We start from the raw sequence: 25040 nt of genomic DNA on the forward strand, positions 1-25040 counted from the left end.
TTTACCCTAATTTCTCCGCCACGCGTAACACCGAGCTACGCGCACGCGCATTGTGTTCCACCTCTTTCGCAGAGGGCTTAACCGCCTTACCAATCGGTTTCATCGCGGCTGAGCCCATCTCGGCAATTTGTGCTTCGGTTAAAGGCACCCCTTTAGGCACGTCTGGGCCTTTGCTTTGTTTGCGAATAAAGCGCTTCACCATCCGATCTTCTAACGAGTGAAAGCTGATCACAGACAAACGGCCACCGGGGGCGAGGCTTGCCAACGCGCCTTGCAGCGCGTGCTCAATCTCATCGAGCTCGCTGTTGATATAAATGCGGATCGCTTGGAAACTGCGCGTTGCCGGGTGTTTTTTCTTTTCTCGAAACGGCACCGCATTATCAATCAACTTGGCCAGTTGGTTGGTAGTAGACAGCGCCGGCGCCTCCTCGTCCTCGCGATGGCGGACAATCGCATTAGCAATCCGGCGAGCAAAACGCTCTTCGCCAAACACTTTTAACACCCAAGCAATGTCATCTGGGCTGGCAGTTTCTAACCACTGCGCCGCTGACTGACCAGAACTCGGATCCATGCGCATATCCAAAGGGCCGTCATGCATAAAGCTGAATCCGCGGCTAGGATCATCCAACTGCGGAGACGACACGCCAAGATCGAGCAAGATCCCATCGACTTTTTCACTCAAGCCACGTTCACTCAAGTAAGTTTCAATGTCAGAAAACGGCCCATGGATAATATGAAAGCGGGGATCGTCGATGGTGTTGGCTTCTTCAATCGCACGAGGGTCGCGATCAATGGCGTATAAGCGCCCGTTCTCACCCAGTTGAGACAAAATATGACGGGAGTGACCGCCGCGACCAAAGGTACCATCGACATAAATGCCGTCTGGCTTTATCGCAAGGCCGTCTACCGATTCGTTCAATAGGACGGAAACATGGGTATATTGTTCTGACATAAGTTCACTTCATTATTTACAGAGAGAGGTCTGCTAACCGCTCACTGATCATCGGGGTTGATTCCGCCTGTGTGTCCATATCCTGGCGAATTTGTGCCTGCCATGTTTGCTCATCCCAAATCTCAAACTTGTTGAGTTGGCCCACCAGCATCGCTTTGCCCTCAAGCCCCGCATATTGACGCAACGCCGCAGACAGCAAGAGTCGCCCTTGGCTATCCATCTCACAATCAAACGCATGACCGAGTAGCAACCGCTGTAAACGCCGTTCTGCTGGCTGAAAGCTCGATAGCTGTGCAAGCTTATCTTCTATCACTTCCCACTCAGGCACAGGATACAAGGCCAAACAAGGGAGCTGATGATCGATCGTGCACACAAACTGGCCGTCACAATGGTTAATTAAGCCATCGCGATAGCGAGTGGGTAGGGCGAGTCGCCCTTTCTTGTCGACCGATATGGCACTGACGCCGCGTAGCATGGCGCTATTTTCCCTTTTTCACCAAGATTATCCACTTTACACCACATTTTCCCACCCAGAAGTGTACGTAGCAGGTAAAAAGAAAGTCAAGCAAGCCATGACAGTGACAAAGATCACACTTAGGAAGATTAAACAAGATATTTCAGCGGGTTAATCCTTGAGTTAGCCAATCTGCTACATGAGGTTATAACCAAATCGTCTGACTCAAACGCTGAAAAAGAGAGGGCGAGCCCAAAAGGCTCGCCCGATAATGAGGTGAGTTGGCCTGTAAGCCGGGTTCTGTACCGTAAAAACGGCGGTAACCATTCGTCTAGGCCTGCAATTGCTCACAGGCTCCAGCAACCTACCCGTCCCCAAACGCGGGCCGCGCCAATAGGGACCTATTTGGTCTTGCTCCGGGTGGAGTTTACCGTGCCACGAACTGTTGCCAGTCGCGCGGTGCGCTCTTACCGCACCCTTTCACCCTTACCTGTGCTCCGAAAAGCCATCGGCGGTCTACTCTCTGCTGCACTGGTCGTAGGCTCACGCCTCCCAGGCGTTACCTGGCACCCTGCCCTGCGGAGCCCGGACTTTCCTCCCCTTCATCAGTCTCCCGTGGGACATCAATAAAGCAGCGGTTACCCGGCCAACTCGAGCGGGGGAGTATATAGAAGAATACCCACGCAAGCCAGGGTAAATCACGCTCAGCTACAAATTCTCTAGGCCCCATTTGTAGAGTGCGTTCTTTTTAACCGAATACAATTCCGCCACCAATGCCGCTGCTTTTTTGAGTGGTAACTCAGCTGCTAACAAACTCAGCGCGTGACAGGCAGCTGACGGCAAGGCGTTTTTATCGGCGCGGTGGCCCGCGACCAGTAACACCATTTCACCGCGAAGCCGATTGGCATCTTCGTTTAACCACTCAATCAGTTCGCCCAATGGCGCCCCATGAATGGTCTCAAAGGTTTTGGTCAACTCACGCGCCAATACCACGCGGCGCGCCTCACCCAGCACTTCACGCATATCCGCCAAACTATCGCGAATCCGGTGCGGCGATTCATAGAAAATCAAGGTGCGAGGATCATCGGCCAACGCGCGGAACGTATCTTGACGTGCTTTTGTTTTCGGGGGCAGGAACCCTTCAAAACTAAAGCGGTCTGAAGGCAAACCAGAGGCACTTAATGCGGTGACCACCGCGCAAGCGCCAGGTAAAGGCACCACTCTCACGCCAGCTTCACGGCACTGCGTGACAAGGTGGTAGCCTGGGTCGCTAATCAGTGGTGTCCCCGCGTCCGAGACTAGTGCGACCGACTGACCTTGTTGTAAACGCGCTAATAACGCTGCCGCTTTTTGCTGTTCATTATGCTCATGTAAGGCAAACGTTTTGGCATTAATAGAAAAATGCGAAAGCAATCGTGCAGTATGCCGTGTATCTTCGGCGGCAACCAGATCCACGCTGGCTAATACATCGAGAGCACGCTGGGTAATATCCGCCAAGTTGCCTATCGGTGTCGGCACAATGTACAGCGTGGGGTGAGCATGGTCGGATAGATTTGCATCAGTCATTTGTTTAACAACCCTTCGGCGATTAAGATAGGGGCAACGTTGTCACGGTTGAAACATGTTCATGGTTAAACTTACCCAGAAGCGTCAAAGTGTAACACGACTTATCACCCCTGTAGCCCTAGCGTTAGCGCTGGCTGCATGTAGTGCGCCGTCCACCACGCCAACCGCGCGTGATGTCATCAGTCAGCCAGCAACAGAGAACTCGACATTTTACCTGTTGCAAGCGGAAACCAGCCAAGGCGAGAAGCAAAACGACTGGTATCTACTGGCGATCAAAGCGCTGATTAACGAGCAGCAGTTTAACCAAGCGGACGTGCTATTGCAGCGCTTGTCAGAACGCCAACTCAATACCGAGCAGCGTATTGAGTGGACACTGGCTCGGGCGCGCTTTTACGCACAAACCGGCCAACTTGCCGACGCCAATCAGGTGCTGGCGCTTTCACCTGACTGGCAACTTAACGACAGTCAGTATGTCCGCTTTTACCAGCAAAAGGCCAAGATTGCCCGCCAGCAAGATCAGGCGCTCGACGCGGTAAAAAACCAGTACCAATTAGCGAATTATGCCAACGCCGATGACGCGCAGCAGGCATGGAATACCTTGTGGCAAGATTTACAGCTACTGAGTCAAAGTGAAATCAAACAGTTGCAAAGCAGCGACGATGACATCCTCGCCGGCTGGGTTGATTTACTTGATATCGCTCGCCGTTACACCGGCGATGTGGCTGAGATGCAAAACCAACTGGATGCGTATTTAGCGTCGCATCCTGCGCATCCAGCAAACCAATATCTCCCTGATAACTTGGCCGATATCCAAGCATTGACTATCACCCAACCAACACGTGTTGGTGTGATGCTGCCATTGACCGACAAATTCTCTGAGCAAGGGGATGCGATTCGCGATGGTTTTGTCGAAGCCATGCTAGATGCTGATAGCGAGCAACGCCCTGAAGTCCGTTTTTACGACACCAACGCCCTAGACGTTAACACGCTCACCCAACGCATTACCCATGACGGCGTTGATTTTGTGGTTGGGCCGCTGCAAAAACATAAAGTCGCCGCCGTCAGCAACGCCATTGCTGGGCAAGTGCCTTTGTTAGCACTGAATGAACCCACGGATGACAACTATCAGCAAGGGGTATGCTATTTTACCTTGTCGCCCGAACAAGAGGCGGCGCAAGCGGCTGATCGCTTGTACCAGCAAGGGTATCAATTCCCACTGGTGCTCTATCCTGACTCTGCCTTTGGTCAGCGGATGCGTGATGCTTTCTCCGCGCGCTGGCAATCATTGACGGATACAGACGTAGAGCGCGCACCGCTGGGTGATCGTGATAAGATGCAAGCACGCATCCGTGATATTTTCGGCTTAGACGCGAGCCAGCGCCGAATCGCCCAAATGAAACAGCTCACCGACTTGCCTTTGCAATCGCAAGCGCGCAGTCGGCGTGACATTGATGCGGTTTATATGGTCGCCGGCGCCGCTGAGCTCACCTTGCTCAAGCCATTTATCGAAGTCGCTATCAACCCAGATGTCCAGCCACCCAAGCTGTACGCGAGCTCGCGCAGCAACAACCGTGCAGACGGCATGGGACAACTAGCCGAACTGCAAGGCATAGAGTTTAGTGATATTCCGCTGCTTATTAGCCCGCAAAGCGCAGCGTACCAGCGTTACCAACAGCGCCACCCATCGCCGAGCAATAACACCACACGTTTACACGCGCTTGGGATGGACGCATACGGCCTACTAAAAGGGTTGCCACAGATGCAGGCACAGCCCGGTTATCAGTTTAGCGGCCAGACCGGTCAGCTCTCACTCGCTGAGCACTGTGTTATTCATCGACAACTAGACTGGGCGCGCTTTGGTAAAACAGACATTGAGCCGGTTAACCACCAAACGAGACAGGACGGGCAGTGACAGGTTCGCCGACTAGGGCAACAGGGCAGGCTTACGAAGCACAAGCTTGTCAATACCTCGCTCGTCATGGGCTCCGTGTTTTAGATAAAAACGCGCACAGTCGCCGCGGGGAAATCGATCTGGTGATGCAAGACGGTACCTGCTTGGTGTTTGTTGAGGTTCGTTTTCGCCGCGGACGTGGTTTTGGTGGCGCAGCGGCCAGTATTACCGCTGCTAAGCAAAAGCGTTTAATTCTCGCGGCAGAGCGCTGGATGCAGTGCCACGGGGTGAAAAGTACACAAACAGAATTTCGCTTTGACGCCGTCACCTTTGATGGCAGTGTTGAGGCGGTTAACTGGATTAAAAACATTGTTCAAGGGTAAGTCATGCTAGAGAGCATCAAAGAGAGCTTTACCGAAAGTATTCAAACCCAGATTGCTGCTGCCGAAGCGATCCCTGAGTATCTGTCACAATCGGCACAGGTGATGGTACAGAGCCTGCTTAACGGCAACAAAATTCTTTGCTGTGGCAATGGCGGATCCGCGGCCAACGCGCAACATTTTGCCTCTTGCCTGCTTAATCGCTTTGAAACCGAGCGTCCGAGTTTGCCAGCGTTAGCACTGACCACAGACACCACCACCTTAACGGCGGTGGCCAACGATTACAGTCATGATGAAGTGTTTTCTAAGCAAGTTCGTGCGTTGGGACAAGCTGGCGATATCTTGCTGGCGATTTCCACCAGTGGTAACAGTAAAGACATCATCAAAGCCATGGAAGCGGCCGTTACCCGTGATATGACGATTATTGCAATGACCGGCAAAGACGGGGGAGAGATGGCCGGTTTGCTCGGACAGCGCGATGTAGAAATCCGTATCCCATCACAACGCACGGCACGGATCCAGGAAGGGCACTTACTCACTGTGCATTGCTTGTGCGATCTTATCGATCAGGTGCTCTTCCCCTCTCACGGAGAATAAATCATGCGCCTGATAGTCACCTTGATGTTTGCGCTTGCCTTGCAAGCGTGTTCCACCGTGTATTCTTCCGATCCACGCACCACTGGCGAGGAGTGGCAGGACACGCAAATTGGCCTAAACACCGCTGGGATTGTCAACAAGCCACCGTTTAGGAACAAAATTCGAGCAAAAGCGGCCGCTTTTCAAGGGCAAGCGCTGTTGGTGGGGCAAAGCACCGATCCGGCACTTACCGAGCAACTGGTTGAGCGCATTCGCGCGTTAGATAATGTCGACGTGGTCTATAACGAAGTGCGCGACGCACCGATGATTGGCCTTGCCGATATCAGCACCGATGGCTGGCTCACAACCCGCGTCAAAGCAGCATTCGTGGCTGATGATCAGTTGCGTTCGGTCAACATCAAGGTGATCACTGAAGCCAGAGAAGTGTTTTTAATGGGGGCAGTGACCCAAGCGCAAGCGGACAAAGCGGTGGACATCGCCCGCAATGTGCGTGGCGTTGAGCGCGTGATCAAAGCTTTCCAATATGTGGGTGACGACAACTCGCCATAAGGCGCGCCTCACACTCACGATAAACGATCTATCTATCAGCCGGCCTCTTGTTGCCGGCTTTTTTACGCCGGGACGTTTTCTACTGCTGCGTCACTCGCACTCCCCCACTCGTTATCTTGTTTGTCGTCAACCGCGTTGCTTTCTCTTTACTCTTTTCTTTCTTTTTTATCTTCAAGAAAAAACATCAGCGCTACATCTCTTCCCTAATCACATACAAAACAGTTACAAACACTAATGATAATGGTTGTTATTAGAATTTTTGATAGTGAATCCTATTTGCGCCTGATATAGTCCCGTCACAAACAAATGAGAACTATTTGCATAGGAGTATGACATGCATTTACGTTTAAACCCGCTTACCCTTGCGCTCATCACGGCAGGCACGCTAAGCCTCCCCACACACGCCCAAGACGCACAGCCCGTGGAAACGGTGACGGTCACCGCCGATAGCCTACAGGGCAAGATGGCGGTCAGTGCTGAAGAGCTAGAAGCCCGTCAGGCACAAGATCTGGAAGACATGTTTCGCGACAACGCCAGCATCAACGTCGGTGGTGGTGTAGGTGCCGGACAGAAGGTCTATTTGAGGGGTGTTGAAGACACTAACCTCAACATCACCGTCGATGGTGCCGCACAAGGGGGTTACTTATTCCACCACCAAGGACGTTTAAGTATTGAGCCCGAGCTTCTCAAACGAGTCGGGGTCGAGTCAGGTCCAGCGAGTGCCGACAGTGGCCCCGGCGCGCTGGGCGGCAGTGTACGTTTTGAAACCAAAGACGCACAAGATATGCTGCGCGCCGGCCAAACTATCGGTGCCCGACTTTCAGGTGGTCTTGAAAGTGCAGCCAATGCCACCTCTGGCAGCTCTGCCGTCTATGGTCGCTTGGGAGAGTCGCTCGGTATTCTTGCCTACATGAAAGGCCGTAATAGTGATGACTATCGCCACGGCGGCGGCGATCTGCAGCCGGCAACGGCGAGCCAACAACGTAGCTACCTAGTTAAGTTATCACTGTTAAATCACGGCGATCACGATGTCCGTGTCAGTGCCGAGCGTCGTACCGATCAGGGCGATTACTTTGTCCGTGCTCATATGCCCTACTTCAGCCGCCAGTCTCGCAGCTATCAAGAGACCGAGCGCGAAACCCTCTCTTTTCAACATCGCTGGGCACCGGATTCTGACTGGATTGAATTGACCACCAAGTTGTATCAAAACACCTTAGATCTGGATCGGATTGAAAGCGAAACCTTTAGCCGGGCCCGTCAAATCGGCGGCGATATTCGTAACCAAATGCGCTTTGATACCGGCGCGGTACAACATGCGCTCACCGCGGGTATCGATATGTTCGAGCAAAAAACCGAAAACCTCGATTACGATGAAGCCAGCGGCGCTAATAACCAAGATAAAGCGCGCAATATCGGCCTGTTTTTACAAGATAGAATGACAGTCGGCGATCTTGGCATTGCATGGGGCGCACGCTTTGATGACTACCACACCGATTATGGCCAAGCGGGCGAAGTCGATGGCAGTGAGGTTTCACCTAACGTGCAACTGAGCTATCAAGCGACGGACAACCTACGCCTCCATGCTGGCTACGGTGAAGCCGTGCGCGGTGCCAAAACGCGGGAAGTGTTGCTGATTGGCGGTGCCGTTGAAGTAGATAAAGATTTACAGCCCGAGCACGCTAAACAAGCTGAAATCGGTGTTGAGTGGCAAGGCTATGGCATGTTGACCAAGCAAGACACCCTGAATCTGGCGGTCACCGGCTTTAATACCCGCATAGAAAACTTCCAGGCGTATGATCGCGGCAGCGACCCGCACTACCTTTACAACCTCGAGGATGAGGTCACGAGCCAAGGTATCGAGGCGCGCGTGGGTTGGGCGCTCAATCAGTTCGATACGCAGCTTAGCTATAGCCATGTCAACATGGAAGATGAAAACGGCGATCCTCTAGGCGACGAAATGGCAGTCGGCGCATCAGTCGGTAATACTTGGGTGTGGGATACGCAATATCAATTGGTCGATACGGATGTCAGCTTAGGTTATACCCTGACAGGCGTTGAGCGCTTAACTGATGTGCAAGACGGCGATCACGAGAAGCCTGGCTATGTAGTACATGACGTGCGCGCGCAGTGGCAACCGGCGGCCTACCAAGGGCTCACGGTTTCATTGGCGGTCAACAACCTGCTCGACAAGGAATACAGCGAGCACAGCTCGTTCACCTTAAGCAGTGGCAGTAGCATGCCTGAGCCAGGACGAGACCTACGTTTAGGCATGAGCTACAGCTTCTAAGCATTGACTCTCCTATCCGTGATACACAAAGGGCCGACAGCATGTCGGCCCTTTTTAGATCCTTTTCGATGGCTCACTGCCAAGCGACAATTTGCACCTGACCAGTTACAGTTTACGCCGGAGCAGCAGTAAGGTGATCACTAAGAAAATCACACTTGGGGTAATGGCACCAATCGCTGGCGGTAATTTGTATACCAAGCTCATTGGCCCAAAGACCTCATTGGCAATATAAAAGCCAAAGCCAAAGATCACCCCAGAGAGCACACGTGCCCCCATGGTAACGCTCCGCAGTGGGCCAAACACAAAGCTGAGCGCCAGCAACATCATGACCGCAATCGACAAGGGTTGGACGGCTTTTCGCCATAAGGCGAGCTCATAGCGCGAGGCATCTTGCTGAGAAGCTCGTAAGTAAGTCACATAACTGTACAAGCCTGATAAGGATAACTCCTCGGGTTTTACCGTCACGACCGCCAGTTTGTCTGGCGTGAGAGTCGTTTTCCACACCAGTTGATCTTGCTGCACGTTAGAAATCGCTTCGCGCTTTTGCATCCGAGTAATGGTGACGTCTTTGAGCATCCAGCTATCTTGGTTGAGATAATCGGCACTTTCAGCAAACACCACATTGGTCATGTTTTGCTGATCGTCAAACTTCCAGATGCTCACACCCGTGAGATTATCTTGCTCATCGGCACGAGCGATATAAATAAAGTCATTGCCGTCTTTCGCCCATACGCCGCGCCGTACCGACATCACATTGCCGCCTGATTTAGCGATGGCACGTAACTCACGCGCGGCTTTTTGCGCATCGGGCGCGCCCCATTGGCCCAGCACCATCACGATTAGCATCAAGGGAATCGCCGTTTTGAGCACCGACATGCCAATCTGCAGTTTAGAGATCCCCGCTGCCTGCATCACCACCAGCTCGGAGCTGGATGCCAGCATCCCCAAGCCAATCAAGGCGCCCAGCAATACGGCCATCGGGAAGAACATTTCAATATCACGCGGCATGCTCAATGCCACGTATAAAATCGCCTTGCCCATGGTGTAAGTACCATCTCCCACCGAGCGCAGCTGCTCAACAAATTTAATGATGGCTGATAATCCCACCAGTGTCGCCAAGCACAAGGAGGAGGTGCCAATCAGGGTGCGACCAATATACCAATCAAGAATGCGAAACATCAGGCAGATCCTTTTACGCTAGCTTTGAGTTTTCGCACCGGTAGCGAGTCCCAACCGGCAAGCACGACGGCCAATAACAAGGCGGCGACATTAACACTCCAAAGCCCAATTTGTGCCGGGAGATCGCCGTCTTCGACCGCTGATTTAGCCGCACTGATCGACAAAAAGTACGCCAAGTAAATCAAAATAGCGGGGAAGAGCTTGGCAAATCGTCCCTGACGCGGATTCACCGCCGACAATGGCACCACAATCATGGTCATCAATGGAATACACAGTACCAAGGAAATACGCCACTGTAGCTCAGCGCGTGCTTTCAAGCTCGACTCACCAAACAGCTGCAAGGTAGGCACCGCGTCCCAATCGCGGCTTTTCTCGCGCACCTCGCGTTGACCAATTAAGACCTGATAGTTCTCGTAGGTGGTCACGCCATAGTTAAGCTGGGTCGGCAGCCCCTCAGTACGGGTGCCATCGACCAAGTCCAGTACTTGGCGGCCATCGTCGAGCTCAGAAACATAGCCTTTATCCGCCACCACCACGTTGGGCAACAAGGAGTCACGCGGCACGGGCTGGGCAACAAATACCTGATTCAGGGTTTGGCCATCATCTTCAATATTATCAACAAAAATCACCGCCTCGCCCGAGGGGGCGCTTTGAAACTGTCCTTGCACCAGCAACTCAAGCCCTGATTTAGCTTCCAGCTGCTCCATGACTTCTAACTCTTGGTTATTGGCCCACGGTGTTAGCCAGAGTGCGTTAAAAGCGGCCACCGAGCCGGTAATGATGGCCAAGTAAAGCGCCGCGCGGATCAGAAACTCATTGCCGATCCCGGTGGCATTCATCACGGTGATCTCACTCTCAGCATACAGACGACCAAAAGTGATCAAGATCCCGATATACAAACTAAGCGGCAACATCAACATTGCCATGGACGGCATGTACAAACCCACTAAGGTAATAATTTGATCACTGGGGATCGATCCTTCTGTGGCATTGGCCAGCACACGGATGAACTTTTGGCTGAAAAAGACCAGAAATAACACAAATAAGACTGCAACTTGCGTCTTAACCGTCTCCCGGATCAAATATCGAACAATTATCAAAGCGAAGGCACCTATGGAAAACTTGTTTTTTTACTCGAATAACTATAGTTTCTGGTTTAATTAGTTGTTTTCTAATCTTTCGGCCATTTGTTGACCGCCGGCTAATCCGGGCGCATCTAGAGCGTTCAACAACATAGAGGCGGCATTATCCAACATTTGGTCTCAATTGTCTTTAGGATCTAGGAGTACAAATGGAGTTCAGTGTAAAGAGCGGTAGCCCCGAAAAGCAACGCAGTGCCTGTATTGTCGTCGGTGTGTTTGAGCCTCGCCGCCTCTCCCCAGTGGCCGAGCAGCTTGATAAAATCAGCGACGGCTACATCAGTGCCCTGCTGCGCCGCGGTGATCTGGAAGGTAAACCCGGCCAGGTGCTCCTGCTGCACCATGTCCCGAATGTCCTATCAGAGCGCGTATTGTTGGTCGGCTGCGGCAAAGAGCGTGAGCTCGGTGAACGTCAGTATAAAGAAATCATCAAGAAAACCATCAGCACCCTCAATGAAACCGGTTCAATGGAAGCGGTCTGCTTCTTAACCGAGCTGCATGTTAAAGGCCGTGACACTTATTGGAAGGTGCGCCAAGCGGTTGAAAGCACCAGAGACAGCCTGTACACCTTTAACCAATTCAAAAGCGTTAAGCCAGAAATTCGCCGCCCACTGCGCAAAATGGTGTTCAATGTGCCAACGCGTCGTGAGCTGAACCTGGGTGAGCGCGCCATCGCGCACGGTTTGGCGGTTGCCTCTGGTGTTAACGCCTGTAAAGACTTGGGTAACATGCCACCAAACGTGGCCAACCCGGCATACCTTGCCTCGCAAGCGCGTCGCCTTGCCGACGACTATGAAACGGTCACAACCCGTATCATCGGCGAGCAAGAAATGGAAAAACTGGGCATGCATTCGTACTTGGCGGTTGGCCGAGGCTCAAAAAATGAGTCGATGATGTCGATCATGGAGTACAAAAATAACCCTGACCCAGACGCCAAACCGATTGTATTGGTGGGTAAAGGCCTAACCTTTGACTCGGGCGGCATTTCTATCAAGCCTGGCGCCAACATGGACGAAATGAAGTACGACATGGGTGGCGCTGCCTCCGTGTTTGGGGTAATGCGCGCGCTGGCCGAGCTCAACCTACCGATTAACGTTGTTGGGGTGCTGGCAGGCTGCGAAAACATGCCAGACGGCCAAGCCTATCGTCCGGGTGATATTCTTACCACCATGTCAGGCCAGACAGTAGAAGTGCTCAACACCGACGCCGAAGGCCGCTTGGTACTGTGTGACGCCCTCACCTATGTCGAGCGTTATGAGCCAGAGTGTGTGATCGATGTGGCGACCTTAACGGGCGCGTGCATCATGGCCTTGAGCCACCACATCAGCGCCTTGATTGCCAACCAAAACCCATTGGCGCACGATATTATTAACGCCTCAGAGCAAGCCGGTGACCGAGCGTGGCGTCTGCCAATGACTGACGAGTTCCAAGAGCAGCTCGACAGCCCGTTTGCCGATATGGCCAATATTGGCGGTAAAGGTGGCGGCACCATCACCGCCGGGTGCTTCTTGTCACGCTTTGCCAAGAAATACAACTGGGCGCACCTGGATATCGCGGGTACCGCATGGAAAAGCGGCGGTAAAGAAAAAGGCTCAACCGGCCGCCCCGTGCCATTGTTGGTGCAATTCCTACTTAACCGCTCTGGCCTAGAAGTGGAAGAGTAACGAACACAAGGAGGCCAACCGGCCTCCTTTTTTTGTTCACGCTTTATTCAATACTGGTGTCAGTGCGCACAATCGGCTATGTTGTTGGGCTCGCGCTACCCGGACACCCTGCTTTTGGGACGGAGGCCGTTTCTCATATTTAGGAGCGTATATGCCCACCGCCACCTTTTATTTGCTATCGCCGACTGATTCAGCCGACGATACCGAACGCCCGGGGCTAACACCCGAACAGCAAGCGCGTGAAAGCAAAGACAGTGACACGCAACAACGTGACACACAAATCATAGTAGCAACCGCTATCGAATTGGCTTTTTACTACTATCAACAAGGGCAACGCATTTACCTGGCCGCGCACGACCAAGCCCAAGCGCATCAACTCGATGATCTACTGTGGCAACGTGACCCGGATGTATTTTTGCCCCATAACTTGGTCGGTGAAGGGCCGCGAGGCGGCGCACCGGTGGAAATAGGCTGGCCAGGCGTACGTCATACGGGTCATCGCAGCGTGCTTATCAATTTGGCGACAGAGCCATCAAATTTTGCGCCTTCGTTTGCACAAGTGGTAGACTTCGTCCCTTGCGATGAGACGCTCAAACAGCACGCGCGTCACCGATATAAAGCATACCGACTGGCAGGCCTGCAACTTCATACCCTGGCCATCGACCAATCGCCCAAACCTTGACGATCTTTCAAGAGCGCTATGGAAAAGACATATAATCCACAATCAATCGAAAAAGCGCTGTATCAGCGCTGGGAAGAGGCGGGCTATTTCCGACCTCATGGTGATACCAGCAAAGATGCATTCAGCATCATGATCCCGCCTCCAAACGTGACCGGTAGCCTGCATATGGGCCACGCGTTCCAGGATACCATTATGGATACCCTGACCCGTGCCGCACGGATGAAGGGCAAAAATACCCTATGGCAAGTGGGAACGGACCACGCCGGTATCGCGACGCAGATGGTCGTGGAGCGCAAGATCGCCGCCGAAGAAGGCAAAACCAAACACGATTACGGTCGTGAGGCCTTTGTTGACAAAATTTGGCAATGGAAAGGCGAATCTGGTGGCACCATTACCCAACAATTGCGCCGCTTAGGGGCCTCTGTCGACTGGGATCGCGAACGCTTCACCATGGATGAAGGCTTTTCCAATGCCGTCAAAGAAGTGTTTGTTCGCCTGCACCAAGAAGACTTGATTTACCGCGGTAAACGCCTGGTGAACTGGGATCCTAAGCTGCACACGGCCATTTCTGACTTAGAAGTGGAAAACAAAGACAAGAAAGGCCACATGTGGCATTTCCGTTATCCACTTGCTGATGGCGCCCAAACCGCCGAAGGCAAAGACTACATCGTGGTGGCCACCACTCGCCCAGAAACCATGCTGGGCGATACCGGTGTTGCGGTCAACCCAGAAGACCCGCGCTATAAAGACCTGATTGGCAAGCACGTATTGCTGCCTGTGGTCAATCGTCGCATCCCAATTGTGGGCGATGAGCACGCCGACATGGAAAAAGGCACCGGCTGTGTGAAAATCACCCCTGCGCACGACTTTAACGACTACGAAGTCGGCCAGCGCCACCAGCTACCGATGATCAACATCCTGACCTTGAACGCCGACATTCGCGATCAGGCTGAAGTATTTGACCATAAAGGCCAGCCAAGTGATGCGTTCGATAGTGCCCTGCCAGAAAACTACCAAGGCCTGGAGCGTTTTGCCGCACGTAAAGCGATCGTGGCCGAATTTGATGCGCTGGGCTTATTGGATGAAATTAAAGATCACGATCTGACCGTGCCGTATGGCGATCGCGGCGGCGTAGTGATTGAGCCAATGCTGACCGACCAGTGGTATGTGCGCACCGCGCCATTAGCAGAGCCGGCGGTAAAAGCTGTTGAAGACGGCGATATCCAATTTGTGCCTAAGCAGTACGAGAACATGTACTTCGCGTGGATGCGTGATGTGCAAGATTGGTGTATTTCACGTCAGCTTTGGTGGGGTCACCGCATTCCTGCGTGGTACGACGATCAAGGCAATGTCTATGTGGGCCGTGACGAAGACGAAGTGCGTCGCGATAACCAGATTGGCGACGACGTCGCGCTACGCCAAGACGAAGACGTGTTGGATACTTGGTTCTCCTCCGCGCTTTGGACGTTCGGCACCCTAGGCTGGCCAGAAAATACCGATGCACTGAAAACCTTCCACCCCACCGATGTGTTGGTATCAGGCTTTGATATCATTTTCTTCTGGGTGGCGCGCATGATCATGATGACCATGCACTTCATCAAAGATGAAAACGGCAAGCCACAAGTGCCGTTTAAGACCATTTACATGACCGGTCTTATCCGCGATGAAAGTGGCGCCAAGATGTCAAAATCCAAGGGTAACGTACTCGACCCGCTCGATATGATTGACGGCATCAGTGTTGATGACTTGGTTGCCAAGCGCACCGGCAACATGATGCAGCCGAAGCTGGCAGAAAAGATTGAAAAGGCGACCCGTAAAACCTTCGAGAATGGCATCGAAGCCCACGGCACCGACGCACTGCGCTTTACCCTCGCGGCATTGGCCTCAACCGGCCGTGACATCAACTGGGATATGAAGCGCCTTGAAGGGTATCGCAACTTCTGTAACAAGCTGTGGAACGCCAGCCGTTACGTGCTGATGAACACCGAAGAGCAAGATTGCGGCATGAGCGGCGGCGAGATGCAATTCTCACTGGCCGATCAGTGGATCGAGTCTCAGTTCCAGCAAGCGGCGAAAGACTTCAATACTCACCTCGACAACTATCGTCTCGATATGGCGGCCGGTGTCTTGTATGAGTTTATCTGGCACCAGTTCTGTGACTGGTACTTAGAGCTCACCAAGCCCGTACTGTGGAAAGGTGACGACGCACAGCAACGTGCGACCCGTTACACCCTGATCACCGTCTTGGAAAAAACCTTGCGTCTAGCGCACCCTGTGATCCCTTACATCACGGAAGCGATTTGGCAGAGCGTCAAACCACTGGTTGACGGTGTCGACGGCGACACCATTATGAACCAGCCGTTGCCGCAATTTGATGCCAGCCGTGTTAACGCGCAAGCCTCAGAAGACATTGAGTGGGTGAAGCAGTTTATTGTCAGCATCCGTAACCTGCGCGCAGAATACGACATTGCGCCAAGCCAGCCGCTTGAAGTGATGCTAAAAGCCGCGGATAGCCGTGATGCTGAGCGTGCCACCCGCAACCGCACCACCTTGAATGCCTTGGCAAAACTCGGCAACTTCACCGTGCTTGACGGTAGCGAAACCTTGCCTGCGTGTGCCTCTGCGTTGGTCGGCAGCTCGGAGATCTTGATCCCGATGGCGGGCTTGATTGATAAAGACGCCGAGTTAGCACGTCTGGATAAAGAAATCGCCAGAGTCGAAGGTGAAATCAAGCGTGTTGAAGGCAAGCTGGGCAACGAAAGTTTCGTCGCCAAAGCACCTGAAGCCGTGGTGGCGAAAGAGCGTGAAAAGCTCGACGGCTACCGTGAGAGCCTCACCAAGCTTGGCGAGCAAAAAGCGACGATCGCCGCGCTATAATCCTCGGCTCACTCAGCCTATCAAGCCACACCGCTCGGTGTGGCTTTTTTTATATCCCACCTCAGCGCAACCTTGGCTTGGTCAGCTTTTAAACGCTTGTTATCCCTAGCACTGATCGCCGTTGATAGCTCTGCTCTATGTAAAAGATAGTGAGAACCGTTTTTATTTATCGACAAAGACACGACATACTGTCAGTGTTGATTAAACGCGTGTTGCCAATAAGGAGCTACACCATGAAGAAGACACTCAGTTTTGCGGCTATCCACTTTTCTATCGCCTTTACCGTGGCCTATGTGCTAACCGGCGATATCATCATTGGCAGCCTGATTGCGATGACCGAGCCCACCGTCAATACTGGCGCGTTTTATCTTCATGAAAAACTCTGGCAGCTTAGCCGCCAAGCGCGCCCAGCGGTCAAAACGGCCAGCTTTGCGGTGATACACTTTAACGTTGCCTTTTTGGTGGGCTATTTAATCAGTGGCGATTGGCTAGTCGGTGGCGCACTGGCGCTGGTTGAGCCGAGCATCAACACCTTGGCGTACTTCTTCCATGAAAAGGTGTGGCAGCGTCGCCATGCGGTAAAACCGGCACCGCTTCACTTGGGGCATCATCATTAAAAAAACCACCGGCACGCTGAAGGTGCCGATGGTTTTTTATTGTTTACGCTTGCTCACGAGCATTTAACGCGCGTTTTCAATCGCCTCAATCCGCGCTTTCATGCCAGGGTGCGTACTTAACCACTCTAGCTGTTTACCCGTATTATTTGCCTCACCGAGCCGCTCAAACATCACCTTCATCACATTCGCATTCCCATAGATAGCCGTCATATGTTGCTGGGCATACGCATCGGCTTCTCGCTCATCGTCGCGTGAGTAGCCTTGCGTCAGCAAAAACACGCCACCTCCCAATAAGTTGTCAGCTAACCCCGTGCTTTCACCGGTTAGCAAGGCAACGGTGGTCGAGATCAGGGCGGCACGCACCAGGGACTTCAGCGAGTGTTGGTATGCCAAATGCCCCACCTCGTGCAACAAGATGCTATTCAGTTGTGCGGGGGTATCCGCTAACGCGACAAGCGCATCGGTCACAATAATAGTGCCATCAGAGAGTGCTAACGCATTCGCAGTGCCTTCCCACTGCCGAAACTCGAGCCTTGGCTCAACAGGAAGCGTCGGCAACTGCCCGACCAAAGCGTCAAACTGTTGCTGCACCTGCACCTGCGTTGCCTGACTCAACTCAGTCGGCGCTAGCATATGCTCATCCAAGGTCTCCTGAGTTTGCTGACCAATCTGGCGGGAGACCTCATCAGGCACCCAGGGCACCAAGCTACGACTCAGAGCAGGCAAACCATGGCTAAACAGCAGCACCACCAATAACACTACCACCAGCAAGCTTGCCAGAATCGCTAACTTGTGCTGCTCCAACCAATGCAACCACTTTCCGCGCCGCGAAGGTCCAAGCGCAGTGGCCAGAGACTGACTCTCATCAGGGATGAATGTTTGCCCGTCAGGAAAGGTCAGTACCAATGGCAGATTCCCCACCGGTACCGACACATCCATGTCTACAAGTGGCCAAGCATGTTCACCCTGCTCAGTGGTGATATACACATGGCGATCAGCCAGCGTTAGCTCAGCATCGAGCTTTGTCGCACTGTGGGGAGGGTGATAGATGCCTCGCCAACTCATCCAATACCTACACCTAAATCAAAGGCATTAGCCACCTCGTCAGCCACGGCATTGTTATTGGTCACCGCCTCGCCTTCAGCGTGCAGCTGAGACAAATCACCGATAACAAAGGTCACATTGGCAAGATAGGCCGCAGTGCGCACTTTTACCCATGGTGTGGCAATACCAATGGTGACAATCAGCAACGCCAAGTTCGTCATCAGTAAGTACAAAAGCCCCCCCACTGTCATGCGAGACGCCAATTGATAAGCAGGGCTATCGCCGACTTCGACTTGACCAAAGAGATAGTTGCGGATCCTAGTACGAATAAAAGCGTTAATAATGATGACCGTCAGCGCTAAGAATAGGTAGGCCCCGATGATTAGTAACTGGAAGCTGCCGCTGCTTGGCGATGTGAAGGCACTGACATCGGTTCCCATCACAATGGCCACTGCGATCCCAGCCACCGCCGAAAGGCCAAACCAAATAAGGCCGGCTTGCAGATAGGTTTTGGCAAATATTTTCCAGCTTACCTCAGCCTTAAATTTTTGATTTCCATAGGTAGAGTGATTGAGGTAATAACGTGCGACTTGCGAGGCAATCCATGCATAAGACAAAAAGCCAACCACAATGGCAAGTAAAAGGAGTGTGATGCCAAAGCCAAAATGGCCACCAGTCAGTTGCGAGCCGCCAAAGAACGACACCACGCCTATGCTGAGGTAGCACAATACCGGCAGCCCCAAGAAAACCAGGTACGCGGTTGACAGTTTGCCCGTAAAGTCGAACCGAACATTACGGTAGCTGGTCATTCTGGCATCAAAGCGCATATTGTTGCGAATTAACCAGGGCATCAAGGCTACCCCTATCGCTAGCAAAGCCAGTGATGCAATGGGGAAAAGCTGATTAGCAATCACCCAAACCAATACACACACCGCTGCGATAATCCGGCCAATCAAAATTTGTTTAGGTAAGGCGTGATAACCAAAACGATCGCCCGCAATGTCTGTATTACCGTAAAAATATTGATTGGTTCGTACTTTTGCCCATGCCGAGTAAATCCCCAAAGTCACACAAGACAACAATATATTTACAATCCATATGCCGAAGAACTCTTTCCCCTGACCATGAAATTTAACCTGATTTTCCATTCACTTATCTCTTAATCAATAATAAATGCTAATTAACATTACAACGTCCAAAAAACCGGCAGGAATTATGGCACAAGCTTGAGTGTTTTGGTTAAAAAAATAGACAGAAATACAACCAATATCCCGCAACGGGGGGAGAACAAGAGAGCACTGAAAAAATAACACAAGGCAATCTTAAGAATGAGGCGGAATAATAAAAGACGACCATAAACGCATCTTGCTGCGGCGGCACTCAGTTGTGAAAAGCCATCTGGTGAGGTAATTTATTGATACATATATAATTCGGAGTGTATTCATGGCCCAGGATAGGCCCCAAGACTTACACGAGCCAAGCTCACACGCACCTTTAACCGTGCGTTTAATGACACCAAACGATAACCCTGCGATTGCCGATGTGATTCGTCGCGTCTCTGCCGAGCATGGTCTCAGTGCCGATGCCGGGTTTAGCGTCGCTGATCCCACCCTTGACTGCCTTAGCGAGCAATATACGCACCCGCAAGCGGCCTATTGGGTGATTGAAGCCGATGGGGAGATCCTCGGCGGTGGCGGTATTGCCCCTTTGCCTGGACACGATAGCGTGTGCGAGCTACAAAAAATGTATTTTTTGCCAGCACTGCGAGGTAAAGGGATGGCGAAACAATTAGCGATTCAGGCGATGGAAACAGCGCGTGCATGGGGCTATCAACGCTGTTATCTCGAGACCACCGCCAACCTCACCGCCGCCATTGCCTTGTATCAATCACTCGGCTTTACCCCGTGTGCGCGCATGGGCAACACCGGTCACGATAGCTGTGAAGTCACCATGATAAAGACGCTCTAACCCCACTAGGCACAAAAAAAGCCACGTTAACGTGGCTTTAATCAGTATGTTTTATTCGGCGATCGCGCGTTACTCGCTCTCGGGAGCGTCGTCTTCATCCGATTCGAAGTAAGTGCCCCAGCCGTCGTAATCAATGTTGTGCTTATCCGCTAACGCCACCAACTTTTCAACTTGCTCATCAATGCGCTCAGCATTCAAGGCCGTTTCCATCACTGCATCAAAGCAAACAATAGTGCCGCCCTCTTCCAGCTCAAGCTCTTCAGCCTCGGCCACTTCAAAGCCCATTTTAAAGGCTTCTACCGCCGCATCTTCCAGCGCTTCAAAGGTATCGGCACACAGGTGGTGCTCAATGGTATACAGCGCATCAGGATCACTGCCATCGGCGAGAAGCTCCTCGATGATCATCCGCGTTTCTTGGTGTTGTTGTTCGATAAGTTCAGCCTGTGACATAGACGCGACTCCAGAAAATGAATACGGGCGCAATATGGCACGGTTTAGCAAAAAATGCCACGTTCCATCATAGTGTCACTGATGAGAAAACCGCCAAGTTAATGAAATTTCTGTGACCTTGCTAGTCCGGCGAGATTGTTAGTGATTTGTAACATTGACCTCCCCCGAGAAGGTTGTCATTATTCGAGCATCCAAGGAGGAGATGAGACACGCCCACCCTGTGCAAACGGCCTGCATTCCCACCTAACCGGTGAGTACACCTCCCGTGTGTGCAAAGCGCTGTTTGTCTCATTACCTGGCCCGTATTAAGGAAAAAGAGGACCTACCATGAGTGAGTTTTACGTTGGATCCGAAGTTGGGCAACTGAAGCGTGTGCTGCTTCACCGCCCTGAACGAGCGTTGAACCACCTGACGCCATCTAACTGCCATGAACTGCTGTTTGATGATGTATTGGCCGTTGAGCGCGCAGGCGAAGAGCATGATATGTTCGCCCGCACACTGACCGACCAAGGCGTACACGTTTACCTACTTCACGATTTACTGGTCGAAACCCTCGCGGTGCCAGAAGCCAAGCAATGGCTGCTCGACACCCAACTCAATCAATATCGTCTCGGTTATCAGTTCGCCAGTGATGTACGCGCTTATATGGCGGACATTGACCACAACACCCTCGCTGACATTCTACTTGGCGGTTTAAGCTATATCGACTTGCCCGTGCAATCATCCTCGATGATGCAGGCCATGCATGATAAGACCGACTTTGTAATTGAGCCGCTGCCTAACCACCTATTTACCCGCGACACCTCGTGCTGGGTGTATGGCGGCGTATCACTCAACCCCATGGCCAAATCGGCGCGCCAACGTGAAACCAACCACCTACGTGCCATTTACCGCTGGCACCCTGAATTTGCCGATAGCCCGTTTATTAATTACCTCGGCGATGAAGTACGTGACTACGACAACGCCATGATTGAAGGCGGCGATGTGCTGGTTATTGGCCGCGGCGCGGTATTAATTGGCATGTCCGAGCGCACCACCCCACAAGGGGTTGAGCAGCTGGCACGCAGCCTGCTGTTTAGTGGCCAAGCCAAAGAAGTGATTGCCGTGCAACTGCCGAAAAACCGCTCGTGCATGCACCTAGATACGGTGATGACCCACATGGACGTGCATACCTTCTCGGTTTACCCCACTGTGATGCGCCCCGACTTGCCATGCTGGCGCCTAACCCGCAAAGGCGAAGATAGCCTTAACGTGGAAGCGCAGTCTTGCTACCTCACCGCGATTGAAAAAGCGCTCGACGTTGGCCCGCTGAACATCATTACCACCGGCGGTGACAGCTATGCTGCCGAGCGCGAACAATGGAACGATGCCAACAACGTGCTCACGGTCAAACCTGGGGTGGTGATTGGTTATGAAGGCAACACCTACACCAACGAGAAATACGACAAAGCCGGAATCAAGGTGCTCTCGATCCCGGGTGACCAACTAGGTCGTGGCCGCGGTGGCGCGCGCTGTATGAGCTGCCCACTCGAACGCGACGGCATTTAACCTCACGCCTTTTCGCTTTAACGCCCGGCCACTTGGCCGGGCGTTTTTTTGCTACTCGCACACTTTGGTACCAAAAGTGACTAATTTCATGCCGCAGTTGCGCCTTTTTTATGAACTCGGCTCACATCACATTATTTTCTAAATAGCATTATTTCTCATTTACGTCGCATGATGGCCTTAGTCAGCATCCGCTGGCGTCAGTTGGAAACACAACAAAAAGGAAACGCGATGAAGAAAAATACGCTCATTGCCCTATTATTGGCTGGCATCACCCAAGCTTTGACTCCCGCTTTTGCGGCCAATGCCGATAATTCAGTGGTTGATATAAAACGCGACACCGCCAAACAACTGAGTCAAGATTATGCGCTATTAGCGCCTGTGCTCCACCGTAGCATTAATGCCTATGGCCTGAATGCGTCGCTACAAAGTCTCACCCAAACGCGTGCACATCAGCTTAATGATCAACTGCGCGCGGCCGACCGCGCCTTGCGAGAGGCACAAGGGGTCGAAGAGGTCGCCGAACAGTTGCTTGAAGTGCGTCTGGCAGACCCCAGCATGCTCGCACGCTGGCAAGCTGGCCAAGCGCCACTGTTTGCCTTTGAGCCAGCAGGCGATGATAAAACCTGGACCCAGATTGAAGCCTACGACACCAACGGCAAGGTACACTGGCTAGACGTTCATCAGTTGCCTGACCGTCCTATTTTGGTAGTGGATGCCAATGGTGAAGCCTCACTTAAAGCTGGCCTAGAAGTGATGCGCCGCACCCTGGCCGAGCAAGCCCCAGCGTCCCGCATGCGTCGTCACGCGCCAATGATGGCACAAGGACCAGCCGAGCCCATTGACACCACAGTGCTCAAATCAATCCGCCTTGAAGACGACCAAGAGCCTTGGATCTCCGGCGCGGCCGAGATATACGCGATTGTCACCGGCGTGAATCCTAGCCGTGACGAACCAACGCTCGACATTGTCGATATGCCCTATTTGGATTACGACCAAACCACCTATCACCCTAATCAAGTGATGATCCACTGGGAGCGTTATCGCTGGGGCGCGGCGGACGTGATCTTGATGGAGCAAGACGACGGCACCAACTACAAAGAATTGGCCTTGAAACTTAACGAGGTGGCGAGCGACATCATTGCCGCCATTCCAGATTTAGAGGTGCAAGCCTATGGCGTGATCACCAAGATCACCGGCAAAATCATTGAAGCCATCCCCGACGGCTGGCTCACCAACGATGATGACTTTGTGGACGTGTACTACACCCTACTCAAAGACCGCGAATACCGCGACCACCCCAGCGCCGGCGGCAACACCATCGCCACCTGGCAACCACTGACCATTGAACCGACAGAATAATCTTGGACTGGGGATAGAAAGCCAAAACGCAGCCATAGGGCTGCGTTCAGATTGCTGACGAACCCCGCCTTTTTAGGCGGGGTTCTTTTTGATAAGCGGCCGTAGGCCGCGATCGCGATATTTTTTGTTAGAGAGTGGTCGCTACCGACCAACGCCCAAATTGGCGGATAGAAGCCAATTTGCCTTATATCCGCCATGTTAAAGCCGCATTTTCTTAGATAGCTCACCACTAACGCTATCTTCNTCAGATTGCTGACGAACCCCGCCTTTTTAGGCGGGGTTCTTTTTGATAAGCGGCCGTAGGCCGCGATCGCGATATTTTTTGTTAGAGAGTGGTCGCTACCGACCAACGCCCAAATTGGCGGATAGAAGCCAATTTGCCTTATATCCGCCATGTTAAAGCCGCATTTTCTTAGATAGCTCACCACTAACGCTATCTTCTTGATGTTTTGAGCAGCCGCCGCCAGCCAGCATTGCATTTGCACATTTGCAAGCCCTCGGAAGCGTGCGTAGCGATGTCCATGATGCTGCTTAGCGTCGGCGAAGCTTCGCTCCACAGTCTCACTTCGTCGCTTGTATATCTTTTTGCCATAACGAGACAGTCGCATTTCATTAGCACGCTCTACTGCATCAGTGTAAAGATGACGCGTGATGACCTTTTGCATGGTCTTACTTTGCGTACAGTCGTTTCTAACCGGACAGAACGCACACTGCTTTGGGTCTGAGTGATAAGTACGATAGCCGGCTCTTGTGGTTGTTTTATAGATAAGCGTTTGCCCTTTGGGGCAGCGATATGTGTCGGTTTTCTTATCGTATGTGAAGTGTTTTTTCTTGAACGTATTCTTCGTTCGAGAAGGGCGACGATAGCCGAACACGCCAAGAATGCTGCGACGCTCTAAGGATTCGGCAATCGGTGCCGTGAAGTAGCCAGCATCGATGCCCACGGCGATAGGATTGAGGTTAAATTGCGCGAGTGTGTGGTCAAGGCGACGGATATACGGTTGTGAGTCGTTGACATTCCCTGGGGTTGTATACGTATCAACGATGATACCGTGCTTGCCATCAACGGTCCTATGGTCAAGATAGAAGAAGCCTTGGGGCTTATTATCTCTGGTCATAAAGCCACTTTCAGGGTCAGTCGTACTCACTTTTGTGTTTTTGACGTCCGTCTTTAATGGCGCGTCCTTGAGCGGCGTTTTTCCTTCTGCTTTGCGGTCACTGACGATGTCTTCATCCAACATCTCTAGGTAAGCGCCGGCGCTCACCGGGCGCAGTTTATTCACATGCTTATTTTTGTTCGCACTGGCTTTAAGGTGCGTGCTGTCGGTGTACAGCTCTTGCCCTGCGACTAAGCCCTTCTCCATAGCTTGAACCACAATATGGTTGAATATGCGTTCGAAGACATCCGTGCCATTAAAGCGACGAATACGATTTTGGCTCAGCGTAGACGCATGGATGACCTTCTCTGTCAGCGACATACGCAAGAACCAACGATAAGCAACGTTAACTTCAATTTCTTTAACAAGCTGACGCTCGCTTTTGATGCCGAAGAGATAGCCAAGCAGGATAATTTTAAACAGGCGAACGGGATCAATCGGTGGTCGGCCATTGTCTTTGCAATAAAGGTGGGCGACTTCATCTCGAATAAACTCGAAGTCGATGGCACGGTCGATTTTACGAACAAGATGGTCTTTGGGAACAAGTTGTTCCATCGTCACCATTTCAAGTTCATATTGGTGTGGAGAAGGTTCTTGAAGCATACCGGAGCATCCCTATTGCGACACTCCTATTAGATCAAAGGTCTAGCTCGAAAGCTAGACCTTTGTCAGCAGTCTGA

Annotated in this window: 20 protein-coding genes, 1 other RNA gene and 1 pseudogene; 12 read left to right on the plus strand and 10 right to left on the minus strand. The window is 52.2% G+C overall.

What is annotated here, in order from left to right:
• Position 1: 1 nt before the first annotated feature.
• The 4 genes from rsmH to rsmI form a co-directional block, all read right to left on the minus strand.
• Positions 2-952 carry a 16S rRNA (cytosine(1402)-N(4))-methyltransferase RsmH gene (gene rsmH / locus BZG73_RS01215; protein WP_077667364.1) on the minus strand — a complete coding sequence of 317 codons (951 nt, stop codon included), beginning with the start codon at positions 950-952 and terminating at the stop codon, positions 2-4.
• A 16-nt stretch (positions 953-968) separates the two neighbouring features.
• Positions 969-1427 (minus strand): division/cell wall cluster transcriptional repressor MraZ, encoded by a 459-nt coding sequence (mraZ, locus tag BZG73_RS01220; protein ID WP_046073959.1) that lies wholly within the window; start codon positions 1425-1427, stop codon positions 969-971.
• A gap of 252 nt (positions 1428-1679) precedes the next feature.
• Positions 1680-2060, minus strand: an RNA gene (rnpB, locus tag BZG73_RS01225) — RNase P RNA component class A.
• A gap of 54 nt (positions 2061-2114) precedes the next feature.
• Positions 2115-2972 carry a 16S rRNA (cytidine(1402)-2'-O)-methyltransferase gene (gene rsmI, locus BZG73_RS01230; protein WP_046073958.1) on the minus strand — a complete coding sequence of 286 codons (858 nt, stop codon included), beginning with the start codon at positions 2970-2972 and terminating at the stop codon, positions 2115-2117.
• Between the two features lie 61 nt (positions 2973-3033).
• On the opposite strand from rsmI, the gene BZG73_RS01235 reads away from it, so the two are divergent.
• The 5 genes from BZG73_RS01235 (at position 3034) to BZG73_RS01255 (ending at position 8676) form a co-directional block, all read left to right on the plus strand.
• Entirely contained in the window at positions 3034-4884 is a 1851-nt protein-coding gene (locus BZG73_RS01235; protein ID WP_235605999.1) for a penicillin-binding protein activator, read from the plus strand.
• Positions 4881-5246 carry a YraN family protein gene (locus BZG73_RS01240; protein WP_046073956.1) on the plus strand — a complete coding sequence of 122 codons (366 nt, stop codon included), beginning with the start codon at positions 4881-4883 and terminating at the stop codon, positions 5244-5246. The genes BZG73_RS01235 and BZG73_RS01240 overlap by 4 nt, the downstream gene beginning before the upstream one ends.
• A 3-nt stretch (positions 5247-5249) precedes the next feature.
• Positions 5250-5840: a phosphoheptose isomerase gene (locus BZG73_RS01245; protein ID WP_046073955.1), complete on the plus strand. Its 591-nt coding sequence runs from the start codon at positions 5250-5252 to the stop codon at positions 5838-5840.
• Between the two features lie 3 nt (positions 5841-5843).
• The gene (locus BZG73_RS01250; RefSeq protein WP_046073954.1) at positions 5844-6389 is read left to right on the plus strand and encodes a BON domain-containing protein; all 546 of its coding nucleotides are present in this window, start codon (positions 5844-5846) and stop codon (positions 6387-6389) included.
• Positions 6390-6723: 334 nt separating this feature from the next.
• Positions 6724-8676 (plus strand): TonB-dependent receptor domain-containing protein, encoded by a 1953-nt coding sequence (locus BZG73_RS01255; RefSeq protein ID WP_077638563.1) that lies wholly within the window; start codon positions 6724-6726, stop codon positions 8674-8676.
• Between the two features lie 105 nt (positions 8677-8781).
• Here the strand turns inward: BZG73_RS01255 and lptG are convergent, their stop codons facing one another.
• On the minus strand, positions 8782-9855 hold the full coding sequence (gene lptG / locus BZG73_RS01260; protein ID WP_046073953.1) for an LPS export ABC transporter permease LptG: 1074 nt from the start codon (positions 9853-9855) through the stop codon (positions 8782-8784).
• Positions 9855-10955 carry an LPS export ABC transporter permease LptF gene (gene lptF / locus BZG73_RS01265; protein WP_046073952.1) on the minus strand — a complete coding sequence of 367 codons (1101 nt, stop codon included), beginning with the start codon at positions 10953-10955 and terminating at the stop codon, positions 9855-9857. The genes lptG and lptF overlap by 1 nt, the downstream gene beginning before the upstream one ends.
• 191 nt (positions 10956-11146) lie before the next feature.
• Between lptF and pepA the strand changes: the two genes are divergently transcribed.
• From pepA to BZG73_RS01285, 4 genes are all read left to right on the plus strand, one after another.
• Entirely contained in the window at positions 11147-12658 is a 1512-nt protein-coding gene (gene pepA / locus BZG73_RS01270) for a leucyl aminopeptidase (protein WP_077606071.1), read from the plus strand.
• Positions 12659-12809: 151 nt separating this feature from the next.
• Positions 12810-13340: a DNA polymerase III subunit chi gene (locus tag BZG73_RS01275; RefSeq protein WP_077606070.1), complete on the plus strand. Its 531-nt coding sequence runs from the start codon at positions 12810-12812 to the stop codon at positions 13338-13340.
• 18 nt (positions 13341-13358) lie between these two features.
• Entirely contained in the window at positions 13359-16217 is a 2859-nt protein-coding gene (locus BZG73_RS01280) for a valine--tRNA ligase (protein ID WP_077606069.1), read from the plus strand.
• A gap of 233 nt (positions 16218-16450) precedes the next feature.
• A complete protein-coding gene (locus tag BZG73_RS01285) occupies positions 16451-16834 on the plus strand; it encodes a DUF2061 domain-containing protein (protein WP_077606068.1) in 384 nt (127 codons plus the stop codon).
• A 63-nt stretch (positions 16835-16897) separates the two neighbouring features.
• On the opposite strand, the gene BZG73_RS01290 is transcribed toward BZG73_RS01285, so the two are convergent.
• Complete coding sequence (locus BZG73_RS01290) at positions 16898-17899, minus strand: M48 family metallopeptidase (protein ID WP_077667366.1); 1002 nt, start codon at positions 17897-17899, stop codon at positions 16898-16900.
• On the minus strand, positions 17896-19026 hold the full coding sequence (locus tag BZG73_RS01295; RefSeq protein ID WP_077667367.1) for a YjgN family protein: 1131 nt from the start codon (positions 19024-19026) through the stop codon (positions 17896-17898). Before BZG73_RS01295 ends, BZG73_RS01290 begins: the two co-directional genes overlap by 4 nt.
• Before the next feature lie 295 nt (positions 19027-19321).
• On the opposite strand from BZG73_RS01295, the gene BZG73_RS01300 reads away from it, so the two are divergent.
• Positions 19322-19846 carry a GNAT family N-acetyltransferase gene (locus BZG73_RS01300; protein ID WP_077667368.1) on the plus strand — a complete coding sequence of 175 codons (525 nt, stop codon included), beginning with the start codon at positions 19322-19324 and terminating at the stop codon, positions 19844-19846.
• A gap of 69 nt (positions 19847-19915) precedes the next feature.
• On the opposite strand, the gene rraB is transcribed toward BZG73_RS01300, so the two are convergent.
• Positions 19916-20296, minus strand: coding sequence for a ribonuclease E inhibitor RraB (gene rraB / locus BZG73_RS01305; RefSeq protein WP_077578682.1), 381 nt, complete (start codon positions 20294-20296; stop codon positions 19916-19918).
• A gap of 327 nt (positions 20297-20623) precedes the next feature.
• On the opposite strand from rraB, the gene arcA reads away from it, so the two are divergent.
• Positions 20624-21844 (plus strand): arginine deiminase, encoded by a 1221-nt coding sequence (gene arcA / locus BZG73_RS01310; protein WP_077667369.1) that lies wholly within the window; start codon positions 20624-20626, stop codon positions 21842-21844.
• Positions 21845-22072: 228 nt separating this feature from the next.
• Entirely contained in the window at positions 22073-23203 is a 1131-nt protein-coding gene (locus BZG73_RS01315; RefSeq protein WP_077667370.1) for a DUF3103 family protein, read from the plus strand.
• Positions 23204-23577: 374 nt separating this feature from the next.
• Here BZG73_RS01315 and BZG73_RS01320 read toward each other — a convergent pair.
• Positions 23578-24963 (minus strand): annotated as a pseudogene (locus BZG73_RS01320) (IS1182 family transposase); the annotation flags it as partial.
• Positions 24964-25040: the final 77 nt, after the last annotated feature.

Origin of the sequence: Salinivibrio siamensis (assembly GCF_001996005.1) — a bacterium.
Classification (GTDB): domain Bacteria; phylum Pseudomonadota; class Gammaproteobacteria; order Enterobacterales; family Vibrionaceae; genus Salinivibrio; species Salinivibrio siamensis.

Excerpts from the sequence above, each read along its gene's own strand:
- rsmH (WP_077667364.1), bottom strand. The coding sequence starts at position 952 with ATGTCAGAACAATATACCCATGTTTCCGTCCTATTGAACGAATCGGTA.
- mraZ (WP_046073959.1), bottom strand. The coding sequence starts at position 1,427 with ATGCTACGCGGCGTCAGTGCCATATCGGTCGACAAGAAAGGGCGACTC.
- rsmI (WP_046073958.1), bottom strand. The coding sequence starts at position 2,972 with ATGACTGATGCAAATCTATCCGACCATGCTCACCCCACGCTGTACATT.
- BZG73_RS01235 (WP_235605999.1), top strand. The coding sequence starts at position 3,034 with ATGGTTAAACTTACCCAGAAGCGTCAAAGTGTAACACGACTTATCACC.
- BZG73_RS01245 (WP_046073955.1), top strand. The coding sequence starts at position 5,250 with ATGCTAGAGAGCATCAAAGAGAGCTTTACCGAAAGTATTCAAACCCAG.
- BZG73_RS01250 (WP_046073954.1), top strand. The coding sequence starts at position 5,844 with ATGCGCCTGATAGTCACCTTGATGTTTGCGCTTGCCTTGCAAGCGTGT.
- BZG73_RS01255 (WP_077638563.1), top strand. The coding sequence starts at position 6,724 with ATGCATTTACGTTTAAACCCGCTTACCCTTGCGCTCATCACGGCAGGC.
- lptG (WP_046073953.1), bottom strand. The coding sequence starts at position 9,855 with ATGTTTCGCATTCTTGATTGGTATATTGGTCGCACCCTGATTGGCACC.
- pepA (WP_077606071.1), top strand. The coding sequence starts at position 11,147 with ATGGAGTTCAGTGTAAAGAGCGGTAGCCCCGAAAAGCAACGCAGTGCC.
- BZG73_RS01275 (WP_077606070.1), top strand. The coding sequence starts at position 12,810 with ATGCCCACCGCCACCTTTTATTTGCTATCGCCGACTGATTCAGCCGAC.
- BZG73_RS01280 (WP_077606069.1), top strand. The coding sequence starts at position 13,359 with ATGGAAAAGACATATAATCCACAATCAATCGAAAAAGCGCTGTATCAG.
- BZG73_RS01285 (WP_077606068.1), top strand. The coding sequence starts at position 16,451 with ATGAAGAAGACACTCAGTTTTGCGGCTATCCACTTTTCTATCGCCTTT.
- BZG73_RS01290 (WP_077667366.1), bottom strand. The coding sequence starts at position 17,899 with ATGAGTTGGCGAGGCATCTATCACCCTCCCCACAGTGCGACAAAGCTC.
- BZG73_RS01295 (WP_077667367.1), bottom strand. The coding sequence starts at position 19,026 with ATGGAAAATCAGGTTAAATTTCATGGTCAGGGGAAAGAGTTCTTCGGC.
- BZG73_RS01300 (WP_077667368.1), top strand. The coding sequence starts at position 19,322 with ATGGCCCAGGATAGGCCCCAAGACTTACACGAGCCAAGCTCACACGCA.
- rraB (WP_077578682.1), bottom strand. The coding sequence starts at position 20,296 with ATGTCACAGGCTGAACTTATCGAACAACAACACCAAGAAACGCGGATG.
- arcA (WP_077667369.1), top strand. The coding sequence starts at position 20,624 with ATGAGTGAGTTTTACGTTGGATCCGAAGTTGGGCAACTGAAGCGTGTG.
- BZG73_RS01315 (WP_077667370.1), top strand. The coding sequence starts at position 22,073 with ATGAAGAAAAATACGCTCATTGCCCTATTATTGGCTGGCATCACCCAA.